Origin of the sequence: Rhizobium changzhiense (assembly GCF_013087625.1) — a bacterium.
Classification (GTDB): domain Bacteria; phylum Pseudomonadota; class Alphaproteobacteria; order Rhizobiales; family Rhizobiaceae; genus Rhizobium; species Rhizobium sophorae.
Genome location: NZ_JABFCQ010000002.1, coordinates 938,726 through 961,405, shown reverse-complemented (window position 1 = coordinate 961,405; position 22,680 = coordinate 938,726). Strand labels below are relative to the sequence as shown.

General features: G+C 62.4%; 20 protein-coding genes and 3 pseudogenes. 14 read left to right on the top strand and 9 right to left on the bottom strand.

Features of this window, described 5'->3' with window-relative positions:
* Nucleotides 1-3 precede the first annotated feature (3 nt).
* The 4 genes and pseudogenes from G9X68_RS14090 to G9X68_RS14080 all read right to left on the bottom strand — a co-directional run bounded on the left by G9X68_RS14090 (nt 4) and on the right by G9X68_RS14080 (nt 2,030).
* Nucleotides 4-528, bottom strand: coding sequence for a YHS domain-containing (seleno)protein (locus tag G9X68_RS14090; protein WP_168311664.1), 525 nt, complete (start codon nt 526-528; stop codon nt 4-6).
* A gap of 45 nt (nt 529-573) precedes the next feature.
* On the bottom strand, nt 574-1,221 hold the full coding sequence (locus tag G9X68_RS14085) for an ankyrin repeat domain-containing protein (RefSeq protein ID WP_171377416.1): 648 nt from the start codon (nt 1,219-1,221) through the stop codon (nt 574-576).
* A gap of 58 nt (nt 1,222-1,279) precedes the next feature.
* Nucleotides 1,280-1,443, bottom strand: a pseudogene (locus G9X68_RS31885) (adenylate/guanylate cyclase domain-containing protein); the annotation flags it as partial.
* Nucleotides 1,444-1,529: 86 nt separating this feature from the next.
* Nucleotides 1,530-2,030 carry a GNAT family N-acetyltransferase gene (locus tag G9X68_RS14080; RefSeq protein WP_168311663.1) on the bottom strand — a complete coding sequence of 167 codons (501 nt, stop codon included), beginning with the start codon at nt 2,028-2,030 and terminating at the stop codon, nt 1,530-1,532.
* Between the two features lie 267 nt (nt 2,031-2,297).
* Between G9X68_RS14080 and G9X68_RS14075 the strand changes: the two genes are divergently transcribed.
* The 5 genes from G9X68_RS14075 (at nt 2,298) to G9X68_RS14055 (ending at nt 6,475) form a co-directional block, all read left to right on the top strand.
* Nucleotides 2,298-3,086 (top strand): DUF899 domain-containing protein, encoded by a 789-nt coding sequence (locus tag G9X68_RS14075; RefSeq protein ID WP_171602869.1) that lies wholly within the window; start codon nt 2,298-2,300, stop codon nt 3,084-3,086.
* 260 nt (nt 3,087-3,346) lie between these two features.
* A complete protein-coding gene (locus G9X68_RS14070; RefSeq protein ID WP_171602868.1) occupies nt 3,347-5,107 on the top strand; it encodes a phospholipase D-like domain-containing protein in 1,761 nt (586 codons plus the stop codon).
* 149 nt (nt 5,108-5,256) lie between these two features.
* Entirely contained in the window at nt 5,257-5,613 is a 357-nt protein-coding gene (locus G9X68_RS14065; RefSeq protein ID WP_425328641.1) for a DUF4087 domain-containing protein, read from the top strand.
* A gap of 131 nt (nt 5,614-5,744) precedes the next feature.
* Nucleotides 5,745-6,122, top strand: a complete 378-nt coding sequence (locus tag G9X68_RS14060) for a response regulator (protein ID WP_171602867.1) — start codon at nt 5,745-5,747, stop codon at nt 6,120-6,122.
* Nucleotides 6,123-6,223: 101 nt separating this feature from the next.
* A complete protein-coding gene (locus G9X68_RS14055; protein WP_171602866.1) occupies nt 6,224-6,475 on the top strand; it encodes a hypothetical protein in 252 nt (83 codons plus the stop codon).
* A gap of 25 nt (nt 6,476-6,500) precedes the next feature.
* Here G9X68_RS14055 and G9X68_RS14050 read toward each other — a convergent pair.
* Nucleotides 6,501-7,421, bottom strand: a pseudogene (locus tag G9X68_RS14050) (LysR family transcriptional regulator); the annotation flags it as partial.
* A gap of 100 nt (nt 7,422-7,521) precedes the next feature.
* Between G9X68_RS14050 and G9X68_RS14045 the strand changes: the two are divergent.
* Nucleotides 7,522-8,404: pseudogene (locus tag G9X68_RS14045) on the top strand (NmrA/HSCARG family protein).
* Nucleotides 8,405-8,478: 74 nt separating this feature from the next.
* On the opposite strand, the gene G9X68_RS14040 reads toward G9X68_RS14045, so the two are convergent.
* Nucleotides 8,479-9,552, bottom strand: a complete 1,074-nt coding sequence (locus G9X68_RS14040) for a GlxA family transcriptional regulator (RefSeq protein WP_171602865.1) — start codon at nt 9,550-9,552, stop codon at nt 8,479-8,481.
* 98 nt (nt 9,553-9,650) lie between these two features.
* Here G9X68_RS14040 and G9X68_RS14035 point away from each other — a divergent pair, with 98 nt between their 5' ends.
* From G9X68_RS14035 to G9X68_RS14025, 3 genes are all read left to right on the top strand, one after another.
* Nucleotides 9,651-10,700: a class I SAM-dependent methyltransferase gene (locus G9X68_RS14035; RefSeq protein WP_171602864.1), complete on the top strand. Its 1,050-nt coding sequence runs from the start codon at nt 9,651-9,653 to the stop codon at nt 10,698-10,700.
* 212 nt (nt 10,701-10,912) lie between these two features.
* Nucleotides 10,913-11,722: a class I SAM-dependent methyltransferase gene (locus G9X68_RS14030; RefSeq protein WP_171602863.1), complete on the top strand. Its 810-nt coding sequence runs from the start codon at nt 10,913-10,915 to the stop codon at nt 11,720-11,722.
* A 293-nt stretch (nt 11,723-12,015) separates the two neighbouring features.
* Nucleotides 12,016-13,266, top strand: coding sequence for an MFS transporter (locus G9X68_RS14025; protein WP_171602862.1), 1,251 nt, complete (start codon nt 12,016-12,018; stop codon nt 13,264-13,266).
* A 71-nt stretch (nt 13,267-13,337) separates the two neighbouring features.
* Here G9X68_RS14025 and G9X68_RS14020 read toward each other — a convergent pair whose 3' ends face one another.
* Nucleotides 13,338-14,171, bottom strand: a complete 834-nt coding sequence (locus tag G9X68_RS14020) for an RDD family protein (RefSeq protein WP_171602861.1) — start codon at nt 14,169-14,171, stop codon at nt 13,338-13,340.
* A gap of 302 nt (nt 14,172-14,473) precedes the next feature.
* Here G9X68_RS14020 and G9X68_RS14015 point away from each other — a divergent pair, with 302 nt between their 5' ends.
* The 3 genes from G9X68_RS14015 (at nt 14,474) to G9X68_RS14005 (ending at nt 17,730) form a co-directional block, all read left to right on the top strand.
* Nucleotides 14,474-14,821, top strand: a complete 348-nt coding sequence (locus G9X68_RS14015; RefSeq protein ID WP_171602860.1) for a DMT family protein — start codon at nt 14,474-14,476, stop codon at nt 14,819-14,821.
* A gap of 212 nt (nt 14,822-15,033) precedes the next feature.
* On the top strand, nt 15,034-16,545 hold the full coding sequence (locus tag G9X68_RS14010) for a DUF1800 domain-containing protein (RefSeq protein ID WP_171602859.1): 1,512 nt from the start codon (nt 15,034-15,036) through the stop codon (nt 16,543-16,545).
* Nucleotides 16,546-16,557: 12 nt separating this feature from the next.
* Nucleotides 16,558-17,730: a DUF1501 domain-containing protein gene (locus tag G9X68_RS14005; protein ID WP_171602858.1), complete on the top strand. Its 1,173-nt coding sequence runs from the start codon at nt 16,558-16,560 to the stop codon at nt 17,728-17,730.
* A gap of 352 nt (nt 17,731-18,082) precedes the next feature.
* On the opposite strand, the gene G9X68_RS14000 is transcribed toward G9X68_RS14005, so the two are convergent.
* Together G9X68_RS14000 and G9X68_RS13995 are read right to left on the bottom strand one after the other, a co-directional pair.
* Nucleotides 18,083-18,670: a hypothetical protein gene (locus G9X68_RS14000; RefSeq protein ID WP_171602857.1), complete on the bottom strand. Its 588-nt coding sequence runs from the start codon at nt 18,668-18,670 to the stop codon at nt 18,083-18,085.
* An 18-nt stretch (nt 18,671-18,688) separates the two neighbouring features.
* Nucleotides 18,689-19,075, bottom strand: coding sequence for an acyl-CoA thioesterase (locus tag G9X68_RS13995; protein WP_003540707.1), 387 nt, complete (start codon nt 19,073-19,075; stop codon nt 18,689-18,691).
* A 289-nt stretch (nt 19,076-19,364) separates the two neighbouring features.
* Between G9X68_RS13995 and G9X68_RS13990 the strand changes: the two genes are divergently transcribed.
* Entirely contained in the window at nt 19,365-21,182 is a 1,818-nt protein-coding gene (locus G9X68_RS13990) for a methyl-accepting chemotaxis protein (protein ID WP_171602856.1), read from the top strand.
* 151 nt (nt 21,183-21,333) lie between these two features.
* On the top strand, nt 21,334-22,641 hold the full coding sequence (locus G9X68_RS13985; protein WP_171602855.1) for an extensin-like domain-containing protein: 1,308 nt from the start codon (nt 21,334-21,336) through the stop codon (nt 22,639-22,641).
* Nucleotides 22,642-22,680: the final 39 nt, after the last annotated feature.

Here is a 22,680-nt window from a genome sequence, read left to right as displayed (position 1 = left end):
GCTTCATTTCGTATCCGGTTGCTGCCAGACGGTGTGCATCTTCTCCGAAATCAGCGTCTGCTGAACTTCGGACCAATGCTTCTTCGAGTCGGTCACCTTGGTCGGATTCTTCTCCATGCCTTCCGCTGCCCCCGGGTCATAGCTCAGATACAGTTTGCCATCGATGATCCGCCAGGCCTTCGGATCGATATTGGTGGTCACCGTCCCGAAAGACACGCCGTCGGCGCAATAGCCGCCATATTGCGGCGCATACCTGGATGGATCGCCCTTGAAGAGATCGCGATTTTCCGCGCTGGCGAAATGCCAGGTCGCGCCAAGCCAGTGGTAGGAATATGTCTCGGACCCTTTAACGGCCTGGTTTTCGGTGAAATAGGCAACCGGGTCATAACCCTTGATCGCGATATCGCCGAAATAGCCGGTATTGACGAGATCTTCCGCTGCCGCGGGCTGAAGGAAAGAAAGCAGCATGACCGCAGCCCCAAGCGCCGCTCCCGTCCGCTTTCCGCATTTTTGCACGTGATAAGACATACCAAGCTCCGTTCCCGGACGCGGTCTATTACCTCAAGCGAAACGCTATTGCCGTTTGGTGCATTCCTTGTAGAGCGGTTCACCCACAAGCTCGGCTTTCTGGCAAACAGCACCGGCTTCCATCAGTAATTTGGCCGTATCCCAATGCGCCCGCCACCCGGCTTGAGTGAGAGGCGTGTACCCGTTTCTTTCCGTCGCTTCGACATCCGCGCTCTTCGTCAGCAGAAAAGCGACCACATCGGTGCGGCCCTCTTCGGCGGCGCCGTGCAGCGGCGACATTTGATAGAAATTCTTCCTGTCGTTGACATCAGCTCCCTCGGCGACAAGCCGTTTCACCACCTCCAGTTTTCCTGCATAGGCTGCTGCATGCAGCGCCGTCAGCCCACCCTTGTTGCGAATTTCGATGTCGGCGCCGCGATCCAGCAAAAGAACGACGACATCGGCATGGCCCGCCAATGACGCGATAATCAGCGCCGGCTCGCCCGCCTCATCGAGCTCCGACAGATCGGAGCCCTGGTCCAGCAACTGTGTGACGCGGGCGATATCGCCGTCCTTGGCCGCCTGATGCAAAGGACCTGCCCATGCCGGCAGGACGCCAATGACAAGCGTAGCAACAGTCGCGATAAAAATATTCACGGGCACGATCTCGGTTTGATCAGGGTTCGTATGCGCCGTTTTGCCGCGTTTTAGCACGTGTGCAATTCGTAAACAAGATTACGCTAATGGATGCGCTCCCCTCAACCCCACTTGCGCTGCGGTGGATACCGAAGGCGCGGAAGGCAGGGCGAGCGGGCCGCCGATCTGGACCGGCATATGCATCTGGTCACAGCCACGGCGGCAGATCGTGCCACTTCCGTGCCCGGCGGGCTTCCTGGACGAGGCGTCTGTCGTGATGTCCTGCGATCCGCCCGCCATGGCCGGAGGGAAGCTTCCGCCAGTCGCCGGCTTTGGCAACTCTCCTGTTGGGCTCCGGAACACTCGCCGTACTCAGGCATCGGTTCCTAGAGCTTCCTCTCCATGAAAATCGTGATCGGCTGTAAGCTCGCGGGAATCTCCCGAAATTGATCGCAGGGTTTGAAGCCAAAGCTCTCGTAGAGGGCGATGGCCTCACACATAAAGCTCACGGTTTCCAGCCGCACGCGATCGTACCCGTCATCGCGCATTCCATTCAGGCAGGCGGTCATCAGACCCCTGGCTGCGCCTTTGCCGCGTGCTTCGGTGCGAACATACATTTTCTGCAACTCGGCGATGCTATCATTCGACTTCGAATAGCCAGCGCAGCCGGCGACATTTCCGTCCGCACGCGCAAGGAAGAAGCCCGCGCCGGGTTCGCGAAACTTTTCCATCAGGGTTTCAACCGTGTGTCCGTAGACATATTCCAGCAGCTCGACTTCGGGCACTCCGAACTGGCTGGACTGTTCAGCATCCCATTTGCCCATAGCATCGATCAGCGCAAGCGCATCTTCGAAGTCGGACCGGGAACCAATGGCATGGACTTCCATAAACCGCCCTCCTAGGCAGCAGCCGATCCGATATTCCTACGGCCTTTCCAGGCAAGTGCAACAGTTGCCTCTCGGACCTTGGCATGCCCTGCAGGAGCACCCCGGCCTTCAGCGAACCTTCGCGGAACGGAATAGCGTCACACTTGTTACTCCCAGTGGTCGATATCCGCTGCCAAACTATCTCCATAAACGAGTAACGAGCAGCGAAGGGAAGCGCGCTTCACCACGGAGGCGCGGGAATTCGCCCCAATGAGGAGATCGAAAGCCATGACTGCTTCAGCCGAGAATGGAAAAAGCGGACAAGCGATGCACAAACCGCCGGTCGTGTCGCCGCAGGCCTGGGAGGCGGCCCGCGAGCAGTTGCTCGTCAAGGAAAAGGCTGAGACCCGCGCCCGCGACGCGCTGGCCGCCGAGCGCCGGCGCATGCCGTGGATGGCTGTCGAGAAGGCCTATGCGTTCGAAGGGCTTCAAGGCAAGGTCAGCCTGCTCGACCTGTTCGAAGGCAGACACCAGCTCATCCTCTACCGCGCCTTCTACGAGCCCGGTGTGTTCGGTTGGCCCGAGCATGCCTGCCGCGGCTGCTCGATGGTGGCCGATCAGGTTGCCCATGTCGCCCATCTCAACGCGCGCGACACGACACTGGTCTTCGCCTCGCGCGCACCGCAGGCCGACATTGCACGGCTGAAGGCGCGGATGGGCTGGACCATGCCGTGGGTCACGATCACCGACAGCTTCGACAAGGATTTTGGCGTCGACGAGTGGCACGGCACGAATGTGTTTTACCGCGACGGCGAGCGCATCTTCCGCACTTATTTCATCAACAACCGCGGTGACGAGCAGATGGGCGGCACCTGGAACTATCTCGACATCACGCCGCTCGGCCGCCAGGAAGTTTGGGAGGATTCGCCCGAGGGCTATCCGCAGACGCCGACCTATAAGTGGTGGAACTGGCACGACAGCTATGTGCCGGACGCCGAGCCAGACAAGAAATGGATCGAGGTCTCCGACGCCGGCGAGGCGGCGTTCAGGGTCGAGAGCGCAAACGAGAAACCGTAGGGTTGGTCCGGCTGTATCCTCCGTCCTGCCGGGGCAGGAGGGTACGGCGGTCCGCCTGAGATTTATTTCGGCGGTTTTTCGGAGTGGTAGGGCTCAGCGTGCTCACCTTGGCCGAAGATTGTGCGACGGGGCGCTATCCCAGAACGTGCTTGCGCCATGCCGTCACGCCCTGCACCTTCTGCGGGCAAAATTTCACCGACATATCTCCTTACTGTCATGGAACCATGCTAGATTTCCTCCGATTTTGAGGGGAGGTGGGCATGGATACGGATTTTCGTGTGACCGGCGGGAATGCGGCTGCGCTCTTTGCGCTGACCATCCATCGCGGCGATGGCATGGTGCTGCTCGGCATGGACTGGAAGGACGGTCGGCCGCCGGTCGATTTCGTCGGCTTCGCCATCCAGTATCGCGAGCCGGGCACGGATTTCTTCAAGACAGTGCGCAACCGTATCGGCTTTCCCGGCCAGCCTGTTCCCGACGACGGCATCCGCACAACAGAGGCGCCGATTCAGAAGTTTCGCTGGGTGCATTTTCCCTTCAATGCCGATCTGCCGGGCAAGTTTACCTATCGCATCACGCCAAAGTTCATGGATGCGGCGGGCGCGCTGACATCAGGCGAGGCGCAGGAGGCGGAGCTGGCGCTGATGCGCGAAACCATTCCCGGCAAGCTCAACGTCGCCTTCACCCGTGGCTTCGTCTCGTCGCAGGCTTTCGTTCGCAATTTTGCCGCCGGCGAGCCGACGATCGTCACGCTGGTGCCGCCGGATGGCGACCAGGGGCTGGACTTCGTGCCGACCCATGCCGATGCAGAGCAGGCGCTTGCCTGGATGGGCTTCGAGGCGCGGGCCGAAACGTTCGATCTGCTCACCAGGGCGCACGATGCTGGCGCCGAGGTGCGCGTCATCGCCTATGACCTGAACCTGCCCGAGGTGGTCACCCGGCTGGAGGCGCTGGGGCCGAAGCTCAAGATCATCATCGACGACAGCAACCGCACCGAGGGCCACGGCCGCCCGAATTCGCCGGAGACGAGGGCGGCGGAGCGGCTGATCGCCTCGGCGGGGGCTGCCAACGTCAAGCGCCAGCATATGGCGAACCTGCAGCACCAGAAGTCGATCGCCGTCAGCGGTGGCGGCATCTCGACGGTGCTCTATGGCTCGACCAATCTCAGCTGGCGCGGCCTTTATGTGCAGTCGAACAACAGCCTCGCCGTCCATAGCGAAAAGGCGATCGACGATTATTTCACCGCCTTCGAGAGCTATTTCACCGCCAATCGCGCCGAGGATTTCCGCGACTCGCCAAGTTCCGCCGGCTGGATCGATCTCGGCCTTGCCGGCGTCGACGCCAAGGTCGCTTTTTCCCCGCACAGCGCCGCCAATGGCCGGCTTGATGAAATCGGCGCCGATATCGATACCGCAGAGTCCAGCGTGTTCTTCTCGCTCGCCTTCCTCGGCCAGATGACCAGGGGGGCGATCGGCCCGGCCTTGGGACGCGCCCTGGAGCGTCCCAACATGCATGTCATGGGCATCGCCGATGCCGAGGTGCGGGCGGGCAATCTCGGCCTCACCGTGCTGACGCCCGATAATCGCCGCAAGGTGGTGCGCGCCTCGGCACTGACGGGCAACGTGCCGCCGCCCTTCCTGACCGAACCCTCGGGCCTTGCCGGTGTCGACGGCAACCAGCGCGGCACGCGCATGCACCACAAGTTCGTCGTGCTCGACTTCGACAAGCCGACGGCGCGCGTCTATCTCGGCTCCTACAATTTCTCCGAACCCGCCGACGACAACAATGGCGAGAACCTCGTTCTCGTGCGCGACCGGACGGTTGCGACCAGCTACATGATCGAGGCGCTCCGGATGTACGACCACTACATCTTCCGCGTCGCCTCCGAAGCAAACGACGGCGCCGCCCGCCCGCTGGAGCTGAAACGCCCGCCCGAGCCCGGCGGCACGCCCTGGTTCGAGCGCGACTGGACCGACCCCATCCGCGCCCGCGACCGGGAGCTGTTTTCACGGGCGGAGTAATGCTGCCGGTCACGACGGCCCTTAACCTCAACCATTCCATGCGGGCGATATCGACGGACGGCTGCGGTGAGACGGTCTTTCGCTTTGAGGCGATTGCCTTGTCCGTCGAACGGTATGCATAGTGGTCCGTGGAGGTGGTTGATGAATAGATTGACTGCGTTTGTTCTGATGACGTTACTTGCGCCGCTACGGCGCACGCCGAGCAGCGCTGCGGCTGGCTGGACAATCCCGCCACGCGGACCTGGTCGCTGAACGATGCCGACGGCGGCTGGAGCATCATGGACAATACAGGCGGTCCCACGGCTGAGGGAATGGATGAGATTCCCGACCTGACGAGCGGCGAGTATGTCTACACGAATGCCGCTCACGGTTATGCCTGCGCCTGCATGAACGTCGATACGGATGATGAAGGGGTGATCACTCGGATTCATTCCGTGCGGCAATTGGCGCTTTCCCGATGCCGGAGCGACCGCGCCATCGACTGGTTCCTTCGCAAGGACGAATAGCAGAACCGGTAACGCGGCGCTGCCCGTCGATCGCCAACATATTCTTCTCAAAGTGGAAACCTTCCGGCGACGGTTGCGTTGTAGCCGCTACCAGTAGTGCGCCTGACAGCACGCTAAGAGGAGGCTTATTCATGAAGGTCATGATTGTTGAAGATGAGAATTTTATTGCTCTGGAGCTCGAACGCATTGCGCAAGAGGCTGGACACCAGACTATTGGGCCGGTTTCGACAGTGGAGCAGGCTCTCGCCCACGCTCAAAGAAGCGATGTCGCGCTCGTCGATCTCAGTCTCTCCGATGGGCTGAGTGGCGCCCAGCTCGCGCGCCGGCTGATCGACCGCCATAGGGTTGACGTCATCTTCGTGACCGGCAGTCCCGAGAATGTCGGGCATGGTATCGAAGGCGCGCTTGATGTCATCTCCAAGCCCTTCACCGATGAGAGGATTGCCAGTGCGCTCTCGCGGGCGGAGGAGCGACGTCGAAACTTCGACAGCAGCAAGGTTGCGTTGTGAACGGCCGTGACGCTACGTTGTGAACAGCGACCGGCGGCGTTGTGATAAGAAGGAAATCGACGTCGTCAGGCCGCTGGCGTCTGCCCGAGGAGACAGTCCGGATGAAACACGCGCTCCTTGCCGTTCTCTTCGCTCTCTCGGCCTGCGCCAGCGCAGCGGATCCGCAGCCTCTTCCCGGCAGCCTCACCTATGGCGGAAAGGTCATCCGGTCACCCTACCGTCCGGGAACGGTGGTCAAGAATACCTTTCTCGGCGATTTCGGTTACCGTGTGTTCGAGACTTATGTGGTCCAGCCGGACGGAACGCTTAAGCTTACCTCCCAGAGCACGGGGCCGGACTTCCTTTGGCAGTGAGGACTTCCGGTTCCTCAGCGCCCAAGCGCGAGACGATCGCGAAATCATCGCCGCCGGCGGTTCCCGTGGCGTTCAGCCGTCTGACGGCCAGCTCGATGAATGCCTTGACCAAAGGCGGCAGGTGCCGGCTGCTGGGATAGACGACGTGCAGGCCGCCGGCAGGGGTGGTGTAACCGTCGAGAACGCGGCGCAGCCGCCCGTCCTTGATGCAGGCTTCGGCGAATCGGTGCGGCAATTGGGCGATGCCATGGCCGGCGATCGCGGCCGCCATCACCGCCTGCATCTCGTTGGCGGCGAAGCGGCCCGAAACCGCGACCGTTTCCTGACCGTGCGGACCTTCCAGCAACCATTGCGCATGGGCGGCCTGGCCGGCGATGACGCAGTCGTGGCGGACGAGATCTTCAGGCGTAGCGGGCGGGCCGCAGCGGGCGAGATAATCTGGGCTTGCGCAGAGAAGGCGGTGCATCGAGCCGAGTTTGCGGGCGACCAAGGTAGAATCTTCGAGGACGCCGGTGCGGAAGGCGAGGTCTATACCGCTTTCGACGAGGTTTAGCCTGTCGTCGGTCAGGCGCAGTTCGACCCTCGTCTTCGGGTAGGTCGAAAGAAATTCGAAGATCGCATCCTGGAGGAAGTGGCCGCCGAAGCCGACCGGCGCCGATATACGGATCGTGCCGGCAGGCTCCAAACGCGCTTCCGCAAGCCGCTGGTTGGCGCCTTCGATGGTGCGCAGCGCCTGGCTGCTTTCTTCGTAATAGAGACGCCCTGAAGCCGTCGGGTTGAGGCTGCGGGTCGTGCGCTGCAACAGCCGCACGCCGAGTTCGCGTTCCAGCTCGGCGATGCGGCGGCTGACCGTCGTCTTCGGCATGCCGAGCAAGCGCGCGGCGGCGGTGAAGCTGCCCGCTTCGACGACTCGGGCGAAGATCATGATATCGTTGAGATCGAGCATTGTATCCTGGGATGGCACGATGTTTTCCAATTATATGCCATTATGGTTCAATGCGACAGGCCCTAACTTTGCTTCATCGGTCACAACAAGGAGCAGACAGATGAGCAATATAAGAAGCGTTCTGGTCACCGGCGCTACCGGCCAGCAGGGCGGCGCGGTCGTGCGCGCCCTGATCGCGCGGGGACATCGCGTCAGGGCGATCTCGCGCAAGCCTGACAGCGACGGCGCGAAGCGGCTGGCCGCGGCAGGGGGTCGAAGTCGTCGCAGGCAATCTTGATGACGGCGTATCGGTCGCGAAGGCCGCAAGCGGCGTCGACACGATGTTCCTGATGGGCAACAGCTACGAGGCCGGAGTGGAAGCGGAAACGCGCCAGGGCATCCTTGCTGCCGATGCGGCAAAGGCCGCCGGCATCGGCCACCTGATCTATTCCTCCGTCGGTGATGCCGACAAGAAGACCGGCATTCCGCATTTCGACAGCAAGTATCTCGTCGAGCAGCATCTAGCCGGCCTCGGCATTCCCTACACGATCAGCGCGCCCGTGGCCTTCATGGAAAACACCGTGGCGCCCTGGGCGATCGACGGCCTGCGCCAGGGCGTCTATGCCGCGGCACTGCCGCCCACCCGCGTGCTGCAGCAGATCACCATCGATGATATCGGGGCTTTCGTGGCGGTGTTGGCCGAGCGGCGCGAGCAGGTGTTCGGCAAGCGCTTCGATATCGCCGGCGACGAATTGTCGGGCGAACAGCAGGCGAAGATCCTGTCCGAGGTGCTCGGCCGCCCGATCCGCTACCAGGAACTGCCGATTGCGGCGATACGGCAGCAGAGCGAGGATACGGCGCTGATGTTCGAATGGTTCGACCGCACCGGCTACGACGCTGACCTTTCAGCCCTGCGCCGGGATTTTCCTGAGGTTGGCTGGCATCGTTATGCAGACTGGGCGAAGGGCTTCAACTGGAGTGTACTCGACAAGACGGCCGGTTAAGTCGCGACGTCATCGAGTGGTGACATCTTGATGGAGGCGGGCCGGTCAGGTCCGCTTTCCCGATCTCGTCGTGCTCAGGCCCGCGCTGCCGGCGCCACTGCCTGCAGTGCCGCCTCGACATTGGCGGGCAGCCGGAAGCGGCGGCGGTATTCGCCGGGCGTCAGGCCTGCCAGCTTGCGAAACAGGCGGCGGAACGAGGCGAGGTCGGAATAGCCGACTTCGAGCGCGATCTCCTCGATCGGCCCATCCTCCATCTCGAGCATTTGCTTGGCTTCCTCGACGCGGAGCCACTGGACATATTCGAGCGGCGAATAACCCGTCGCTTTCCTGAAGCGGCGGTCGAAGGACCGCTTCGGCAGGCCGGAGAGCCTGAGCAACTCGGAGACGATGTCGGCCGACTGATAGTGCAGGGGGGCATATTCCTGGCATTTCTTCACCACGGCGTCGCAGTGATCGGCATTGGCGATCATCGAGGCGTAGGGCAGCTGGCCATCGCGATGCCATTGATAGAGGAAGATCTTCGATATGCGGATGGCTTCCGCCGTTCCGGCATGCCGGGCAATGAGGAAGAGCGTCAGGTCCTGCCAGGAGGATGCGCCGCCGGCACAGACGATAGAATGACCAGCGCCGGCCTGGACCAGGATGCGCTCTTCCTTAAGCTCCACATTCGGAAATTGGCTGCGAAACAGCGGCGCATACATCCAGTGCGTCGTTGCCGGCTGCCCCTCCAGCAGCCCTGCCTCGGCCAGCACGATTGATCCGCCACAGGCAGCCAGCAGGCGCGCGCCGCGCCGATGCATCTCGACAATCCAGGTCAGCAGCCGCCGGTCGAGCGCCCTGATGGTTTCTGGCGTGTCGACAAGCACGTTCGGGACGAGGACATAGTCGGTCTCTTCGATGTCATCGATCGTTTCCTGCGGCATGATCGTCACGCCTGTTATCAGCCTCAGCGGGCCGGGTTCGGCAGCGACCAGGCGCGGCGCGAACATCACCTCGCTCGTCGGCTCGTTCGAGCTGCTCTTCCAGTTGGCGCCGGCGATCCAAAGCGTGTCGAAGATGCCGTACATGATCGAGGGGTCGCATTCCGGAAACGCGACGATGCTGACCCGCAAGGGACGCTTGGCGGAATGTGGCTCTATCGGCTTCATAGCGGCCATCCTGCCTCTGCTGCGGACCATTAGCAACACGTAAAAGGCGCTTCGAAAGGGGCGGCATGTCGCTGCCTGATGGAGAGGGTATCGCATCAATGGAACTGAATATCGAGAAATTGCAGACGCTGCTCGGCGTCATGGTCAACGAGCTCGGGGCGGCGCAGAATGCCGCCTTGGTAATCATCGGCGAGGAGCTGGATCTCTATCGCAAGATGGCGGACCGGGGACCTGTCTCCTCCGCCGAGCTTGCCGAAGCCACCGACACCAAGGAGCGTTACGTCAGGGAATGGCTATCGGCGCAGGCCGCATCGGGATTTGTCGACTATGACGCGGCGACGGGAAAGTTCACGCTTTCGCCGGAACAGGCGGCGGTCTTTGCCGTGGACGATAGTCCCGTCAACATGACCGGCGGCTTCCAGGCGCTCGACGCCGTCTATGCCGATCGCGCCAAGCTCACCCATGCCTTCCGCCACGGCGGCGGCGTGTCGTGGACGGACCGCTGCACCTGCATGTTCTGCGGCACCGACCGGTTCTTCCGGCCGGGCTACAAGGCCAATCTCGTCGACAACTGGCTGCCATCACTCGACGGCGTCGTCGAGAAGCTGGAGCGCGGCGCGCGGGTTGCTGACGTCGGCTGCGGCTTCGGTTCGTCGACGCTGATGATGGCGACGGCGTTTCCGAAGTCGCAATTCACCGGCATCGATTTTCACGCCCATTCGATCGAGCATGCGAGCAAGCACGCCGGGGGCATGAGCAATGTCCGGTTCGAAACCGCCCGCGCACAGGATTTCGAAGGGGCGGGCTTCGACCTCGTCACCATCTTCGACGCGCTGCACGACATGGGCGACCCGGTCGGTGCCGTCAGACATATCGCCCAGGCTCTGAAGCCGGAGGGCACGCTGATGCTGGTCGAGCCGATGGCGGGCGACAGCCTGGCCGACAACCTCAACCCCGTCGGCCGCGTCTTCTATGCCGCCTCGGCCAACACCTGCGTACCGGCCTCGCTCGGCCAGGAAGTGGGCGCCGCCCTCGGCGCGCAGGCCGGCCAGGCAAAGCTGACCGAGGTGCTCAAGGCGGGCGGCTTCTCGAAGGTGCGGCGCGCGACCGAGACGCCGTTCAACATGATGCTGGAAGCTCGGCTCTGACGTCTCCGAGGAGGTAGTTCAATAAGCGGGTTGCCGATGGCCACCCGCTGCTGACCGCACGCTCACGCCTGTGCGGTCGGGCGGGCGACGATGTCGCTGAAGCGCTACTGGTCGGATGCTAGGGTGGGCTGAGAACGGCGGTTCAACTTGCGGCGGTTGCGGCGAGGCCCTATTGTCCGACGGCGGACCATCGTCCTTGAACGGAGACTTCAATGCCGTCGAGTTTCAACGTCGAAAATGCGGATGGTTATGAACGGCTGATGGGGCGCTGGAGCAAGAGGCTGGCGCCGATGCTCATCGATTTCGCCGGTTTGGCGGATGGGGATCGTGTGCTCGATGTCGGCTGCGGGACTGGCAGCCTGACCTTCACCCTCGCGGAAACGCCGGGCCTGCAGGAGATCGTCGCCATCGACTATTCACCGGTCTTCGTCGAGGCCGCAACGCGGCGCAACACCGACCCGCGCGTCTCGATCCGGCAGGCCGATGCCTGCGCGCTTCCCTTCGAGGATAACCGCTTCGACAGGGCGATGTCGCTGCTCGTGCTGCATTTCGTGCCGGAGGCAGGAAAGGCGGTATCCGAGATGGCTCGTGTTGTGCGCCCGGGCGGCGTGGTCGCGGCCGCCGTCTGGGACCATTATGGCGGCATGTCCGGCATGCGGATGATGTGGGATACGGTGGCGATGCTTGATGAGGGCGCGCTGCCCCTGCGCCGCAAATATTGTTTCCAGCCGATGATGCGGCCGGGGGAAATGAGGGAAAGCTTCATCGCGCAGGGCCTTGCCGAGGTCGAGGAAACCTCGCTGCTGATCCGGATGGAATACCTCACCTTCGAGGATTACTGGGACCCGATCGCCGCCGGGGAGGGACCACTCGGCAAATATGTTGCAGGGCTGGACCCGGCGAAGCGAAAAGCGGTCGATGTCGCCGTCAGGACCGCTTACGAGGCCGGCGAGCCGGATGGACCGCGGTCGTTCGCATCGGTGGCGTGGGCCTGCCGGGGCAGGGTGCCGGGAAAGAGCTAGGCATAGCGTTTTCGCTGTGGCTGCCTGTGGTGGGTATGGCGGCAACATCCAAGAGGATGCCGGGCCGGGGAGCGGGGCTCTGGACAGTCGTATGCCTGCGACAAGGAGCCGCGTGGGACGCCACCCGATCACGCCGATCGTGATGGAACAGCGGCAGGATTGCTGACGTTATTGCCCGCTGTCTCCGACTGCAAACGCAGCGGCAACAGCATCACCCGCCCGTTTCGGGCACCCCTTCCGACGGCATCCGGAATTGCCCGCCTCGCCGCCGCTTTCGGACGGAGGAATATCAGATGTCCGCTTTGGAAAGCCTGCGCCGGCTGACGCCGCAGCAGCGCAACACCGTGATCGCCAGCTATCTCGGCTGGACGCTCGACGCCTTCGATTTCTTCATTCTCGTCTTCGTTCTCAAATATATCGCCGAAGAGTTCCACACCGACGTTCCCGCCGTCTCGGTGGCGATCTTCCTGACGCTTGCCATGCGGGCGCTCGGCGCACTGGTCTTCGGGCTGGCGGCCGACCGTTACGGGCGGCGCATCACGTTGATGGCCGACGTGCTGCTCTATTCGCTGTTCGAATTTCTGACCGGCTTCTCCACCGGGCTCACCACGTTCCTTGTGCTCAGGGCGCTCTACGGCATCGCCATGGGTGGCGAATGGGGCGTCGGCGCCTCGCTGGTCATGGAGACGGTGCCGGAGCAGAGCCGCGGCATCGTTTCCGGCATCCTGCAGGCGGGCTATCCCTCCGGCTATCTGATCGCCTCGATCGTGTTCTTTCTGCTTTTTCCTGTCATCGGCTGGCGCGGCATGTTCTTTGTCGGCGCAGTGCCGGCGCTGCTGGTGCTCTATATCCGCCGCAACGTCGAGGAAAGCCCGGCCTTCCTGAAGCGGCAGGCCGAGAGGCGCCGGCCGTTCCTGACGGTCTTGCGCGAAAACATTCCGCTGTTCATCTGGGCGGTGCTTTTGATGACGGCGTTCAACTTCTTCAGCCATGGCACGCAGGATATCTACCCGACCTTTCTGGAGACGCAGCGCAACTATTCGAGCTACACGGTCGGCGTGATCGCCATCGTCTACAATATCGGGGCGATCTGCGGCGGGCTGTTCTTCGGGGCACTGTCGCAGCGGATCGGTCGCAAAAAGGCGATCGTCATCGCGGCGCTGATCGCGGTACCCGTGGCGCCGCTCTGGGCCTATGCGCCGGGACCGGTGCTGCTCGCTATCGGCGCCTTCCTGATGCAGTTCTTCGTCCAGGGCGCCTGGGGCATCGTGCCGGTGCATCTGAACGAGCTATCCCCCGACGAGGTGCGCGGCACATTCCCCGGCTTTGCCTATCAGCTCGGCAACCTGCTGGCGTCAGGCAATGCGACGCTGCAGGCGGGGTTGGCCGCTCGCTGGGACGGCGACTATGCCTATGCGCTCCTGATCGTCGCGGCGGTCGTGGCGCTCGTCGTCGCGGCCCTTGCCGGCTTCGGCTACGAGAGGAAGGATGTCCGCTTCGGCACGGAGGAGGCCGAGGAACCGCATGGCGCGATGCGAATCTAGCGCTGCCTGCGGCTATGAAGGCCGGCGGCATTGTCGCCGGCCTTTCCTTGTGCCCTGCCCCCCGATCCCTTTCAGGCGCTCACCACCTTGCAGGCGCAGATGCGATCGTAAAATGTCTTTCCTCGCCGGATGAGCGGCAAGAGCCACCCGGTCACGGCCGCCATTGTCCAGACGACGTAGAACCCGGGCGTGCCATCGTACGAAGGTGCAAATCCTTTGCTGAACGCGGCAAGCAATATGTCGAAATCCTGCGCCGGGTAGACCGGAAGCAGCGACATTGCGAAAACCCCGGCGCTAAAAAACAGACACGGGCTGAATTTGAGGATTTCCCGTTTAAACGCGGTGCCGAAGTCGGGATTTTCTCCATCGACGGATTGGACTCTCAGGAAGAAAACCGCCTTTCCGAATGTGCGGCGGCCATTCGCGGAAAAGCTGGCGAAAGCCAGCACGATCAGCATGGTGTTGGCTGTGCTTGATATCAAGCCGGGATACGCAGGTATGGTCTTGATCACCGGATTGTCGTCGGCGTCCAGAGGGACGGTCAGCTCTTGAGCTGACGTCACGTAGTCCCATGGTTCGATCAGAACAATTATCTGCAGATATCTCTGCTTTCCAAAACCAAATTGACGCACTTCGCAGATCTTGTTGGTGCGAAATTCGTTCGTCTTCAACGGCCAGCCGGCGTCAATTCGCTTTGCAAGCTGATCAGGCACTCCCTCTGTGCATTCCATGGGGGCCCATCCGGGGAAGTGGTAGCCCGCAGGGAAGGCCGTAGAAATGTAATGAACTGCTATGAGGATGGCAGCTTGAAAGATGACAATGTCGACGGCAAAGGCTGCGAGGCGTCGCCAAAAGTAGCGGGAAGGCAAAGCGATGGATTGCGGCATCGGCGGTGTCGTGTCCATGTCTCGCCCCATGTATCCGCGCAACCTAGTCCCGCACGTTGATTCGTTTCAACATGAAGTGGAAAAATGCACGGTCTTTTTGAGAGAAGCACCGTGCTCACGCTAAAGTCCGGTTTCGGTGCAATTTCTGTGCTGGGAAGGCGAACCGCCGCAGGACCTCCATGTCATCCTCATCGCGTCTCGGTGGCGTAAGATCGCAACCGTTCCCGGGGGCTTGCCGTCCAATGGCGGCATGCTAGTTAAGGGCTGCCGGTATCTCCCTGCCGGATCGGTTTTCCCCTTCATAGCTCCCGAGTTTTCCTATGCCATTTTCTCCCGCCGCCGTCTGGCCCGTCGTCATGCTGTTTGCCTCCAACATTTTCATGACCTTTGCCTGGTATGGGCATCTCAAGCACAAGGGGAGCGCCATCTTCCTCGCCATCATCGTCAGCTGGGGCATCGCCTTTTTCGAATATTGCCTGGCAGTGCCGGCCAACCGTATCGGTTCGGCGGTCTATACGACGGCGCAGCTGAAGACGATGCAGGAGGTGATCACGCTAATCGTCTTTGCCGGCTTCTCGATCTTCTGGCTCGGCGAGAACCTGACTTGGAACCATGCGATCGGCTTTGCCCTGATTGCAATCGGGGCATCCTTCATCTTCCGCGCATAAACTTTAGCCTTTTCAATAGATTACAAATTGTCCATGTCGGGAAAACGCCACATTTCCTACAGATTGGCGTCGCAATTGGTTGAGACCCTGTCACCTCAAGCATTTCCGGGTCACGGAAATGCTCTGACGTTTGTTTCACGCAATTCCGGACGCAAAAACCGCGACGCACTTTTGCTGGAATTGCTTTAGCGGTGATCAGGAGGTGAACGGCCATGAGCCTGTCTTTCCCGACGATGGCAGCGATCCGGTTCGGCTATGGTTTCCGGCCGGGCGAGGTGCCGCCGGGCAGCAAGGACGAGCTCATCGACCAGCTGCGCATGGGGGCGACGGCAACGCCGGACTTTCCCCTCGGCGGCCCCGATATGCGCCACCAGGCGATTCTCAGCCTGCAGGCGCAGTTGAAGCAGATCCGACAGGCTGCCAAGACGGTGACCGACGATACGACGCAGCGCGAGATGCGCAAGGGCGTGCAGCGGCAAGTGCAGCAGCAGTTCCAGCACGATGCGAACCTGCGGCTGATGCAGGCGGTGTTGTCGCCGTACGGCTTCTACGAGAGGCTTTCGACCTTCTGGACCGATCATTTCTCCACCAGCGCCAATAAGAGCCTGCCGATGCGCCTCATCGTGCCGCTCTACGAGGCCGAGGCGATCCGGCCGTTCATATCAGGCAAGTTCGGCGATCTGCTGCGCAATGCCACCGCCCATCCGGCCATGCTGATCTATCTCGACCAGGCGGATTCGCTCGGGCCGGATTCGGCCGGCGGCATCAAGCGCAACAAAGGGCTGAACGAAAATCTCGGCCGCGAACTGCTGGAGCTGCACACGCTCGGCGCCGGCAGCGGCTACAGCCAGGCGGATGTGACGGCGGCGGCCATGGTACTGACGGGGCTTACCATCGACCGCAAGGAGATGGGCATCGCGTTCCGGCCGAATATTTCCGAGCCCGGTGTACATGAGGTGCTTGGCGTCAGCTATGGCGGGCGCAGGCGTTCGCGCGACGATTATCTCGATATGCTCGACGATCTCGCGCTCCATCCGAAGACGGCGGCGCATATCAGCCGCAAGCTCGCGGTGCATTTCATCGCCGACCAGCCCGACGAGGGCATGGTGTCCGACATGGCAGACGCCTGGAAGAAGACGGATGGAGACCTGACCGCCGTCTACACTGCGATGCTCGACCATCCCGCGGCCTGGCGCGACGAGGGCGCCAAGGCGCGCCAGCCTTTCGACTATATCGTCGCCGGCCTGAGGGCGTTGAATGCGGGACCGATCAACGGCGTTGTCGGCAGCTTCCTAGCGGCGAACCAGCAAGGCACGGACGAGGGCGACATGACGGCGAACACGCCCGGCATGGCAGGATCGCCGGTGACGACGGATCCCGCCGGCGAGGCGAGGGACAAACGCCTCAAAGCCTTCCAGACGGCGCGGGCGCTGGGGCAGGGTGCACTCAGGCGCATGGGCCAGCCGACCTGGCTGCCGCCGAGCCCGGCCGGTTTCGAGGAAGGCTTTTCCGCCTGGATCACCGGCAGCCAGCTCGCCGAGCGGCTGGCCTGGGCAAGGCGGGCCGCAGCACAGTTCGGCCGGGACGAGGATCCGCGCGAATTCCTGAAATCGACGCTTGCCGATGCCGCGCGCGACGAAACGATCCGCGTGGTGTCGCAGGCGCCGAACAAGATCAGCGGATTGACGCTGGTGCTGGCTTCCCCCGAATTCAATCGCCGATAGGAGCGTCTGCCCATGAGCCAGATCCTGCTTTCCCGCCGTGGCTTTCTGACGTCGGCCTGCTGTCTTGCCGCGGCCCCCGTCTTCACGCCGGTCACTTTCGCGGCGATGCCGGGTGACAACCGTTTCGTCACCATCGTGCTGCGCGGCGCGATGGACGGGCTGGATCTGGTGCAGCCCTATGGCGATGCCGGCTTTGCCGCGCTCAGGCCGACCCTGGCGCTGACGCCCGATACCGGGCTTCTCGATCTCGATGGGCATTTCGGCCTCAATCCTGCGGCGGCCGAGCTGCTGCCGCTGTGGAAAAGCCGCGAGCTTGCCTTCGTGCATGCGGTGTCGACGCCCTACCGCGACCAGCGCAGCCATTTCGACGGGCAGGACATGCTGGAATCCGGCGGCGAGCATGTCGCCGAGGAAAAGACCGGCTGGCTGAACCGGGCGCTCGCCGTCATTCCGCGTTCGGATGCGCGCAAGGCGATCGACATCAACACTTCGACGGAGCTGATCCTCTCCGGGCCGAACAATGTCGATGTCTGGGCGTCGGATTCCAATCTGGCGCCGGCGCGCGACGAGATGCAATTCCTGGAGCGGCTCTATGCCGGCGATCCGCCGTTCGCCGAGGCGCTTGCCGAGGCGACGCGGGCCAACAGCGCGTCGATGATGGTCGAGCCGGAGGGCCAGCGCGGCGCAAAGGTCGCCGATGTGGCGGCCCTTGCCGCCACCATGTTGAAGGGCGATTACCGCATCGCCAGCTTCTCGATATCAGGCTGGGACACCCATATCGGCCAGGCCGGCCAGTTCAAGCGGCCGGTGCAGGACCTTTCGCAGGCGATCAATACGCTGAAGACCACGCTCGGGTCTGAGATCTGGGCAAAGACGGTGGTGCTCGCCATGACCGAATTCGGCCGCACCGTCCGCCAGAACGGCTCAGCCGGCACCGACCACGGCACCGGCGGCTGTGCGCTGTTATCAGGCGGCGCCATCAACGGCGGCCGCATCCTCGGCCGTTGGCCCGGAGTTGGGGATGGCCAACTGCTCGACGACCGCGATTTGATGCCGACGGCCGATGTGCGCGAGGTGGCGGCGGCGATGCTCTACCGGCAGTTCGATGTGAGTGCGGATGATCTGACGGGGAAGATCTTTCCGGGGCTGGGGTTTGATAAGGGGTCGCAGTTTATTAAGGGGTGAGGGGATGGCGGACGTCTTGCTCCGCCTTTTGTGACGGCACTGTACGGAGGGCGGGGAGCGCGGTACACCGACCAGCCCTCATGGTGAGGAGGCCCAAAGGGCCGTCTCGAACCACGGGGGCGGGTGGCTTCGCGCCCTCGGCGGCATCCGCATTTGCGAAGTGGGTGGCCAGCCTCGCCCTTCGAGGCTCCGGCCTTTGGCCTGCGTACAAGGACGAGACTGGAGAGAGGCCGCGGGCTTGAGGTGAAGGTTTGTGGAGCGAACCGCTGCCCGGCCCTTCGCTTGGGCTCAGGGCGTTCGATGCTGCAATCGATTCACTGGATCGATTGCTCCCGCTTCGCGGGATCGCATCTCACCCCAGAACATCATAAAGCCGGAAGATGAAACTCACCTGGTAGACCAGGTTCGCGATGATGAAGACCGTATGGAAGCGGCGGTTGGGGGTCCAGGCGGCGATGGCGCAGAGGATGATGTAGATGATGTTGCGGACGGGATATTCCCAGCCGAGCGAGAGGATGCGCTCATGGCCCTTGATCGCCGTGTCGAGAATATCGATGGCGTAGGTGAGACCGAGGATGCCGAAGAACCATTTGCGCCGGGAAATGAAATATTGCTCGTAGCCGCCATATTCGTCGAGCGAGGCAGGAAAGAGCAGGGCGCAGAGCAGGAAGAACAGGCTGCAGAAGCAGACGAGGAAGAGATAGATGCCGAAGCCGATAGCCGGCACCGCCTGCAGGCGATATTCCCACCACCAGATATGGATGATGAACAGGAACATCGACAGCGCCCAGCCGAGATGGATCGGATAGACCTTGGCCTTACCAGGATGCTGGACGATGCCGGCAAGGCCGGTGAGCACCCTGGCAAGCGAAAGGCTGATGACCATGCCCATCACCACCTTGATGTGAAGGAAGACCTCCGGCGAGCTCACCGTTTCCATGCTTTCGATCCTGGCCTGTCACTCTTCGGGGACTTGTTTCGGTTTGCCCTCTTCGTCGAGCGCCACCATGATGAAGGTGCCAGCTGTGACCTTTTCCATCTTGGCGTAACGTGCGCGGTGCGCCCAGGCTTCGACGCACAGCGTGATCGAGGTGCGGCCGACACGGTCGATATCCGTATAGACGGACAACGTGTCGCCGATCTTGACCGGCAGCTCGAAGGCCATCTCCTTGACGGCGGCGGTGACGACGCGACCCTTGGCGCGCTCGGCCGCACGGATGCCTGAGGCAAGGTCCATCTGCGCCATGACCCAGCCGCCGAAGATATCTCCAGCCGGATTGGCATCGCCTGGCATGGCAAGCGTCCTGAGCGTCAGTTCGCCTCTCGGCTTGGCGGCATCGGTCATCGAGTCTTCTCCATCTGGTGTGGCGTCGGGCCGGCGATTCACTGCGAAGCACCCTAGTGCAAAGGCTGAGGGCTGTAAAAGACGTCAAGACCAAGCGCTACGGACGGCCGATGGGAAAAATGTTGCTGCCGTTGCCGATTGAAATTTCATTCGATTTCAAATGGTTGAATTTTAGGGATGTCACCTAACCTTACGTTATTTAATCTTCTTCTAATTAAGCTTTACGCTCCAGTAATTCCGGCAATTCAGAATGCGATTGATTTCACCTATAAGAATCGCTGGGAACCTCATGCGCAACGTCAAGATTTCCACCCGTCTTTATTGTCTCGTTGGCTTCACGCTTGCCGTGCTCGCGGCGACGATGGTCTTCTTTCTGAACTATTCTTACTCCGAGCTGGAAGACGAGCGGAAGGCAGGGCTGGCGCAGTTGGATGCGACGGCGCTCGGCATCTTCGAAAAATATTACAAGATGGAGCAGGCGGGCACGATGACCCGCGAGCAGGCGCAGGCGGCCGCCAAGGACGTGATCGGCGCGATGCGCTACGGCGCCGACGGCTATTTCTGGATCAACGACATGCATCCCAAAATGGTGATGCACCCGATCAAGCCGGCACTTGATGGTACCGATATCTCGCAGATGAAGGACCCGACCGGCAAATTCCTGTTCGTCGAGTTCGTCAACAAGGTGAAGAAGGACGGCAGGGGTTTCGTCGACTATCTCTGGCCGAAGCCGGGCGCCGATGAGCCAGTGCTGAAATACTCCTATGTCGCCGGTTTCGAGCCCTGGGGCTGGATCGTCGGCACCGGCGTTTATGCCGACGACCTTGCCGCGCTTTATCGCCAGAATTTGCTCTGGGCCACGATGGCCTGCCTGATCGGCGCTGCGGCGACGATCGCGATCGCCTTTGCCATCGTGCGCAGCGTGACGGCGCCGATCGCCCGGCTGAAGACGGCGATGAACGCGATCGCCGCCGAAGAAGCATCGGTGGAGATCGCCGGCAGCGAGTGCCGCGACGAGGTCGGACAGATGGCCAAGGTTCTGCTGGTACTGCGTGACTCCGTCGACGAACGCAGCGCGCTGCGCGGGCGGGAAGACGAGCGGCAGCGGCAGATCGAGGAGGAGCGCCGCGGCAACGAGGCGAGCCTGCGCTCTGCCTCCGAACGGCAGACCCATGCGATGCAGGCGCTCGGCGTCGGCCTCGAAAAGCTTGCGAGCGGCGATTTGACGGTCGCGATCGGCGATATCGGCGAGGACTACGCCAAGCTGAGGGGCGATTTCAACGCCGCCGTCGACGCGCTGAACGGCGTCATCCATGCGATCGCCGCATCGAGCCGTGTCGTCAACGACAGCGCGTCCGACATCAGCGAGGCGACCGGCAATCTGTCGAAGCGTACGGAGCAGCAGGCAGCCGCACTCGAAGAAACGGCGGCAGCGCTCGATGAGATCACCGCGACGGTCAAGACGGCATCCGAGCGGGCGAACGAGGCGCGCGAGATGGTAGCGGAGACCAAGGCAAGCGCCGGAAAATCCGGCGAGATCGTCCGCAACGCGGTCACCGCGATGGGCCGGATCGAGGATTCGTCCAACCGCATCGGTCAGATCATCTCGGTCATCGACGAGATCGCCTTCCAGACGAACCTTCTGGCACTGAATGCCGGCGTCGAGGCTGCGAGGGCGGGCGAGGCGGGCCGCGGCTTTGCCGTCGTCGCCCAGGAAGTGCGTGAACTTGCCCAGCGTTCCGCCAATGCGGCCAAGGAGATCAAGGAACTGATCAGCCGGTCGGCAACGGAGGTCGAGGGTGGGGTGGCGCTGGTGCGCTCGACGGGTGAGGCACTGTTGGAGATTGAGGCGTTGGTCAACCAGGTCAACGATCACGTCGCATCAATCGCGACGGCGGCGCGCGAGCAGTCGACCGGGCTGAACGAGATCAACGGCTCGGTCAATCACATGGACCAGATGACGCAGCAGAATGCCGCGATGGTCGAGGAGACGACGGCGGCTAGCCGCACACTCGCCGACGAGAGCACCCAGTTGAAGGCTCTGCTTTCGAATTTCCGCCTGCGCGGGGAGCCGCCACCGGTGACCCGATACACACGGGCAGCGTGAGGAAACGTAGAGATGAAAGGCCGGGAAACCGGCCTTTTTCATTTCCGTCGCGTTCAGATTGTGCCGGTAAGTTTTCATTCACCGTTTTTAATTAAAATTGGAGTGAGTTTTTTCGGTCACTGCCCAGCCAGCCTGCGGAAGCGATAAGAGTATGGCGTTTGTTTCCTTTCCTCGGCGATCCCTTTTGCCCGTGCTGCTCTCGGTGGTGCTGACGACCTGTTCGATCAGTGATGGGCTGGTGCCGCCGGCCAATGTCGACAACGGCACCAGGGTCAGCTCGATCTCGCCGTCGCGGGGGGCAGCGCGCATGGCGCCTGCCGTGCGCATGGCTCCGGTGGAGAGCCAGGCCTCCTATCCGGTTTCCAGCGCGCCCGTCGGCAATAGCCAGGGCTCCGTCGATTATCTCGATACGCCAAACCTTGCCGGCACCGGCCACGCGGCGCGAACCGCACCGCGGGCGCAGGGGGGGAGGCTGCCGATGATCGACAGCGACGAGGCGCTGGCGCAGCAGAACCAGAACTGGGGCGGCACGCAAGATCTTGCGATCCCGTCCGGCGGCGTCAACATGGATGACAATCTCGGGGCCGAGCCGGTCGTCGGGCTGGCGCAGGAACAACATCAGCAGATCGCCGAGGGCAACGCCACCGAGCCGGTTGTCGACGGCATCGGCACCGACAATCCAACGCAGCTCAACCAACCTATGCGCCAGCCCCCGCAGCAGCCAATGCCGCAGCCGGCGGCCGAGGCACAGATGAGCCGGGCGCCCGCCTGGAACGACGGCAGCCCTGTTGTGGCGCCGGCCCGTGTTCCCGAAGAGGACGAGAGCGAAGAGGTCGCGATGCTGCGGCCGAACAATCCGATGATGAGCGAGCCGGCGGCGCCCGTCGATCCCAGCGTCATGCCATCCTCCGAGCTTGCCTGCCGGCGCGAGCTGAAGCGCATGGGGGTTCTCTTCGACAACAAGCCGCCGATCTCGAACGGGCCGGCCTGCCAGGTACCTTATCCGGTGTCGCTGAAGGGGCTTTCCGGCAATATCGGCGTCCGCCCCGCCGTGACGCTGAACTGCCAGGTGACGCTTGCCTTCGCCAAATGGGTGAAGAACGAACTGGCGCCGTCCGCTCGCTACCGTTACTGGTCCGGCATCAAGACGATCCAGCCGCTCGGCGGCTATTCCTGCCGACGCATGAACAACAGCCGGCAGAAATACAATCCGATGTCGGAACACGCCCGCGGCAACGCCATCGACGTCGGCAAGTTCGTGCTGAAGAACGGCCACGAGATCGACGTGCGCAAGAAGGGCCTGTTCTCGTTACGCGAAGGGCGGCTTTTGAAGGCGGTGCGCAGCGACAGCTGCCGCTATTTCAACACCGTGCTCGGCCCCGGCAGCAACCCGGAGCATTGGAACCACTTCCACTTCGATCTTCGCTCCCGCAAGAGCGGCAAGGCCTATTGTGACTGATGCATGTCCTGCTAAACCATGCGGCGGATGCTGATGTTG

Excerpts from the sequence above, each read along its gene's own strand:
- G9X68_RS14015 (WP_171602860.1), top strand. The coding sequence starts at position 14,474 with ATGCCATTTTCTCCCGCCGCCGTCTGGCCCGTCGTCATGCTGTTTGCC.
- G9X68_RS14025 (WP_171602862.1), top strand. The coding sequence starts at position 12,016 with ATGTCCGCTTTGGAAAGCCTGCGCCGGCTGACGCCGCAGCAGCGCAAC.
- G9X68_RS14040 (WP_171602865.1), bottom strand. The coding sequence starts at position 9,552 with ATGAAGCCGATAGAGCCACATTCCGCCAAGCGTCCCTTGCGGGTCAGC.
- G9X68_RS14005 (WP_171602858.1), top strand. The coding sequence starts at position 16,558 with ATGAGCCAGATCCTGCTTTCCCGCCGTGGCTTTCTGACGTCGGCCTGC.
- G9X68_RS14060 (WP_171602867.1), top strand. The coding sequence starts at position 5,745 with ATGAAGGTCATGATTGTTGAAGATGAGAATTTTATTGCTCTGGAGCTC.
- G9X68_RS14010 (WP_171602859.1), top strand. The coding sequence starts at position 15,034 with ATGAGCCTGTCTTTCCCGACGATGGCAGCGATCCGGTTCGGCTATGGT.
- G9X68_RS14055 (WP_171602866.1), top strand. The coding sequence starts at position 6,224 with ATGAAACACGCGCTCCTTGCCGTTCTCTTCGCTCTCTCGGCCTGCGCC.
- G9X68_RS14075 (WP_171602869.1), top strand. The coding sequence starts at position 2,298 with ATGACTGCTTCAGCCGAGAATGGAAAAAGCGGACAAGCGATGCACAAA.
- G9X68_RS14090 (WP_168311664.1), bottom strand. The coding sequence starts at position 528 with ATGTCTTATCACGTGCAAAAATGCGGAAAGCGGACGGGAGCGGCGCTT.
- G9X68_RS14035 (WP_171602864.1), top strand. The coding sequence starts at position 9,651 with ATGGAACTGAATATCGAGAAATTGCAGACGCTGCTCGGCGTCATGGTC.
- G9X68_RS14030 (WP_171602863.1), top strand. The coding sequence starts at position 10,913 with ATGCCGTCGAGTTTCAACGTCGAAAATGCGGATGGTTATGAACGGCTG.
- G9X68_RS14020 (WP_171602861.1), bottom strand. The coding sequence starts at position 14,171 with ATGGACACGACACCGCCGATGCCGCAATCCATCGCTTTGCCTTCCCGC.
- G9X68_RS14070 (WP_171602868.1), top strand. The coding sequence starts at position 3,347 with ATGGATACGGATTTTCGTGTGACCGGCGGGAATGCGGCTGCGCTCTTT.
- G9X68_RS13995 (WP_003540707.1), bottom strand. The coding sequence starts at position 19,075 with ATGACCGATGCCGCCAAGCCGAGAGGCGAACTGACGCTCAGGACGCTT.
- G9X68_RS14080 (WP_168311663.1), bottom strand. The coding sequence starts at position 2,030 with ATGGAAGTCCATGCCATTGGTTCCCGGTCCGACTTCGAAGATGCGCTT.
- G9X68_RS14000 (WP_171602857.1), bottom strand. The coding sequence starts at position 18,670 with ATGGAAACGGTGAGCTCGCCGGAGGTCTTCCTTCACATCAAGGTGGTG.
- G9X68_RS13990 (WP_171602856.1), top strand. The coding sequence starts at position 19,365 with ATGCGCAACGTCAAGATTTCCACCCGTCTTTATTGTCTCGTTGGCTTC.
- G9X68_RS13985 (WP_171602855.1), top strand. The coding sequence starts at position 21,334 with ATGGCGTTTGTTTCCTTTCCTCGGCGATCCCTTTTGCCCGTGCTGCTC.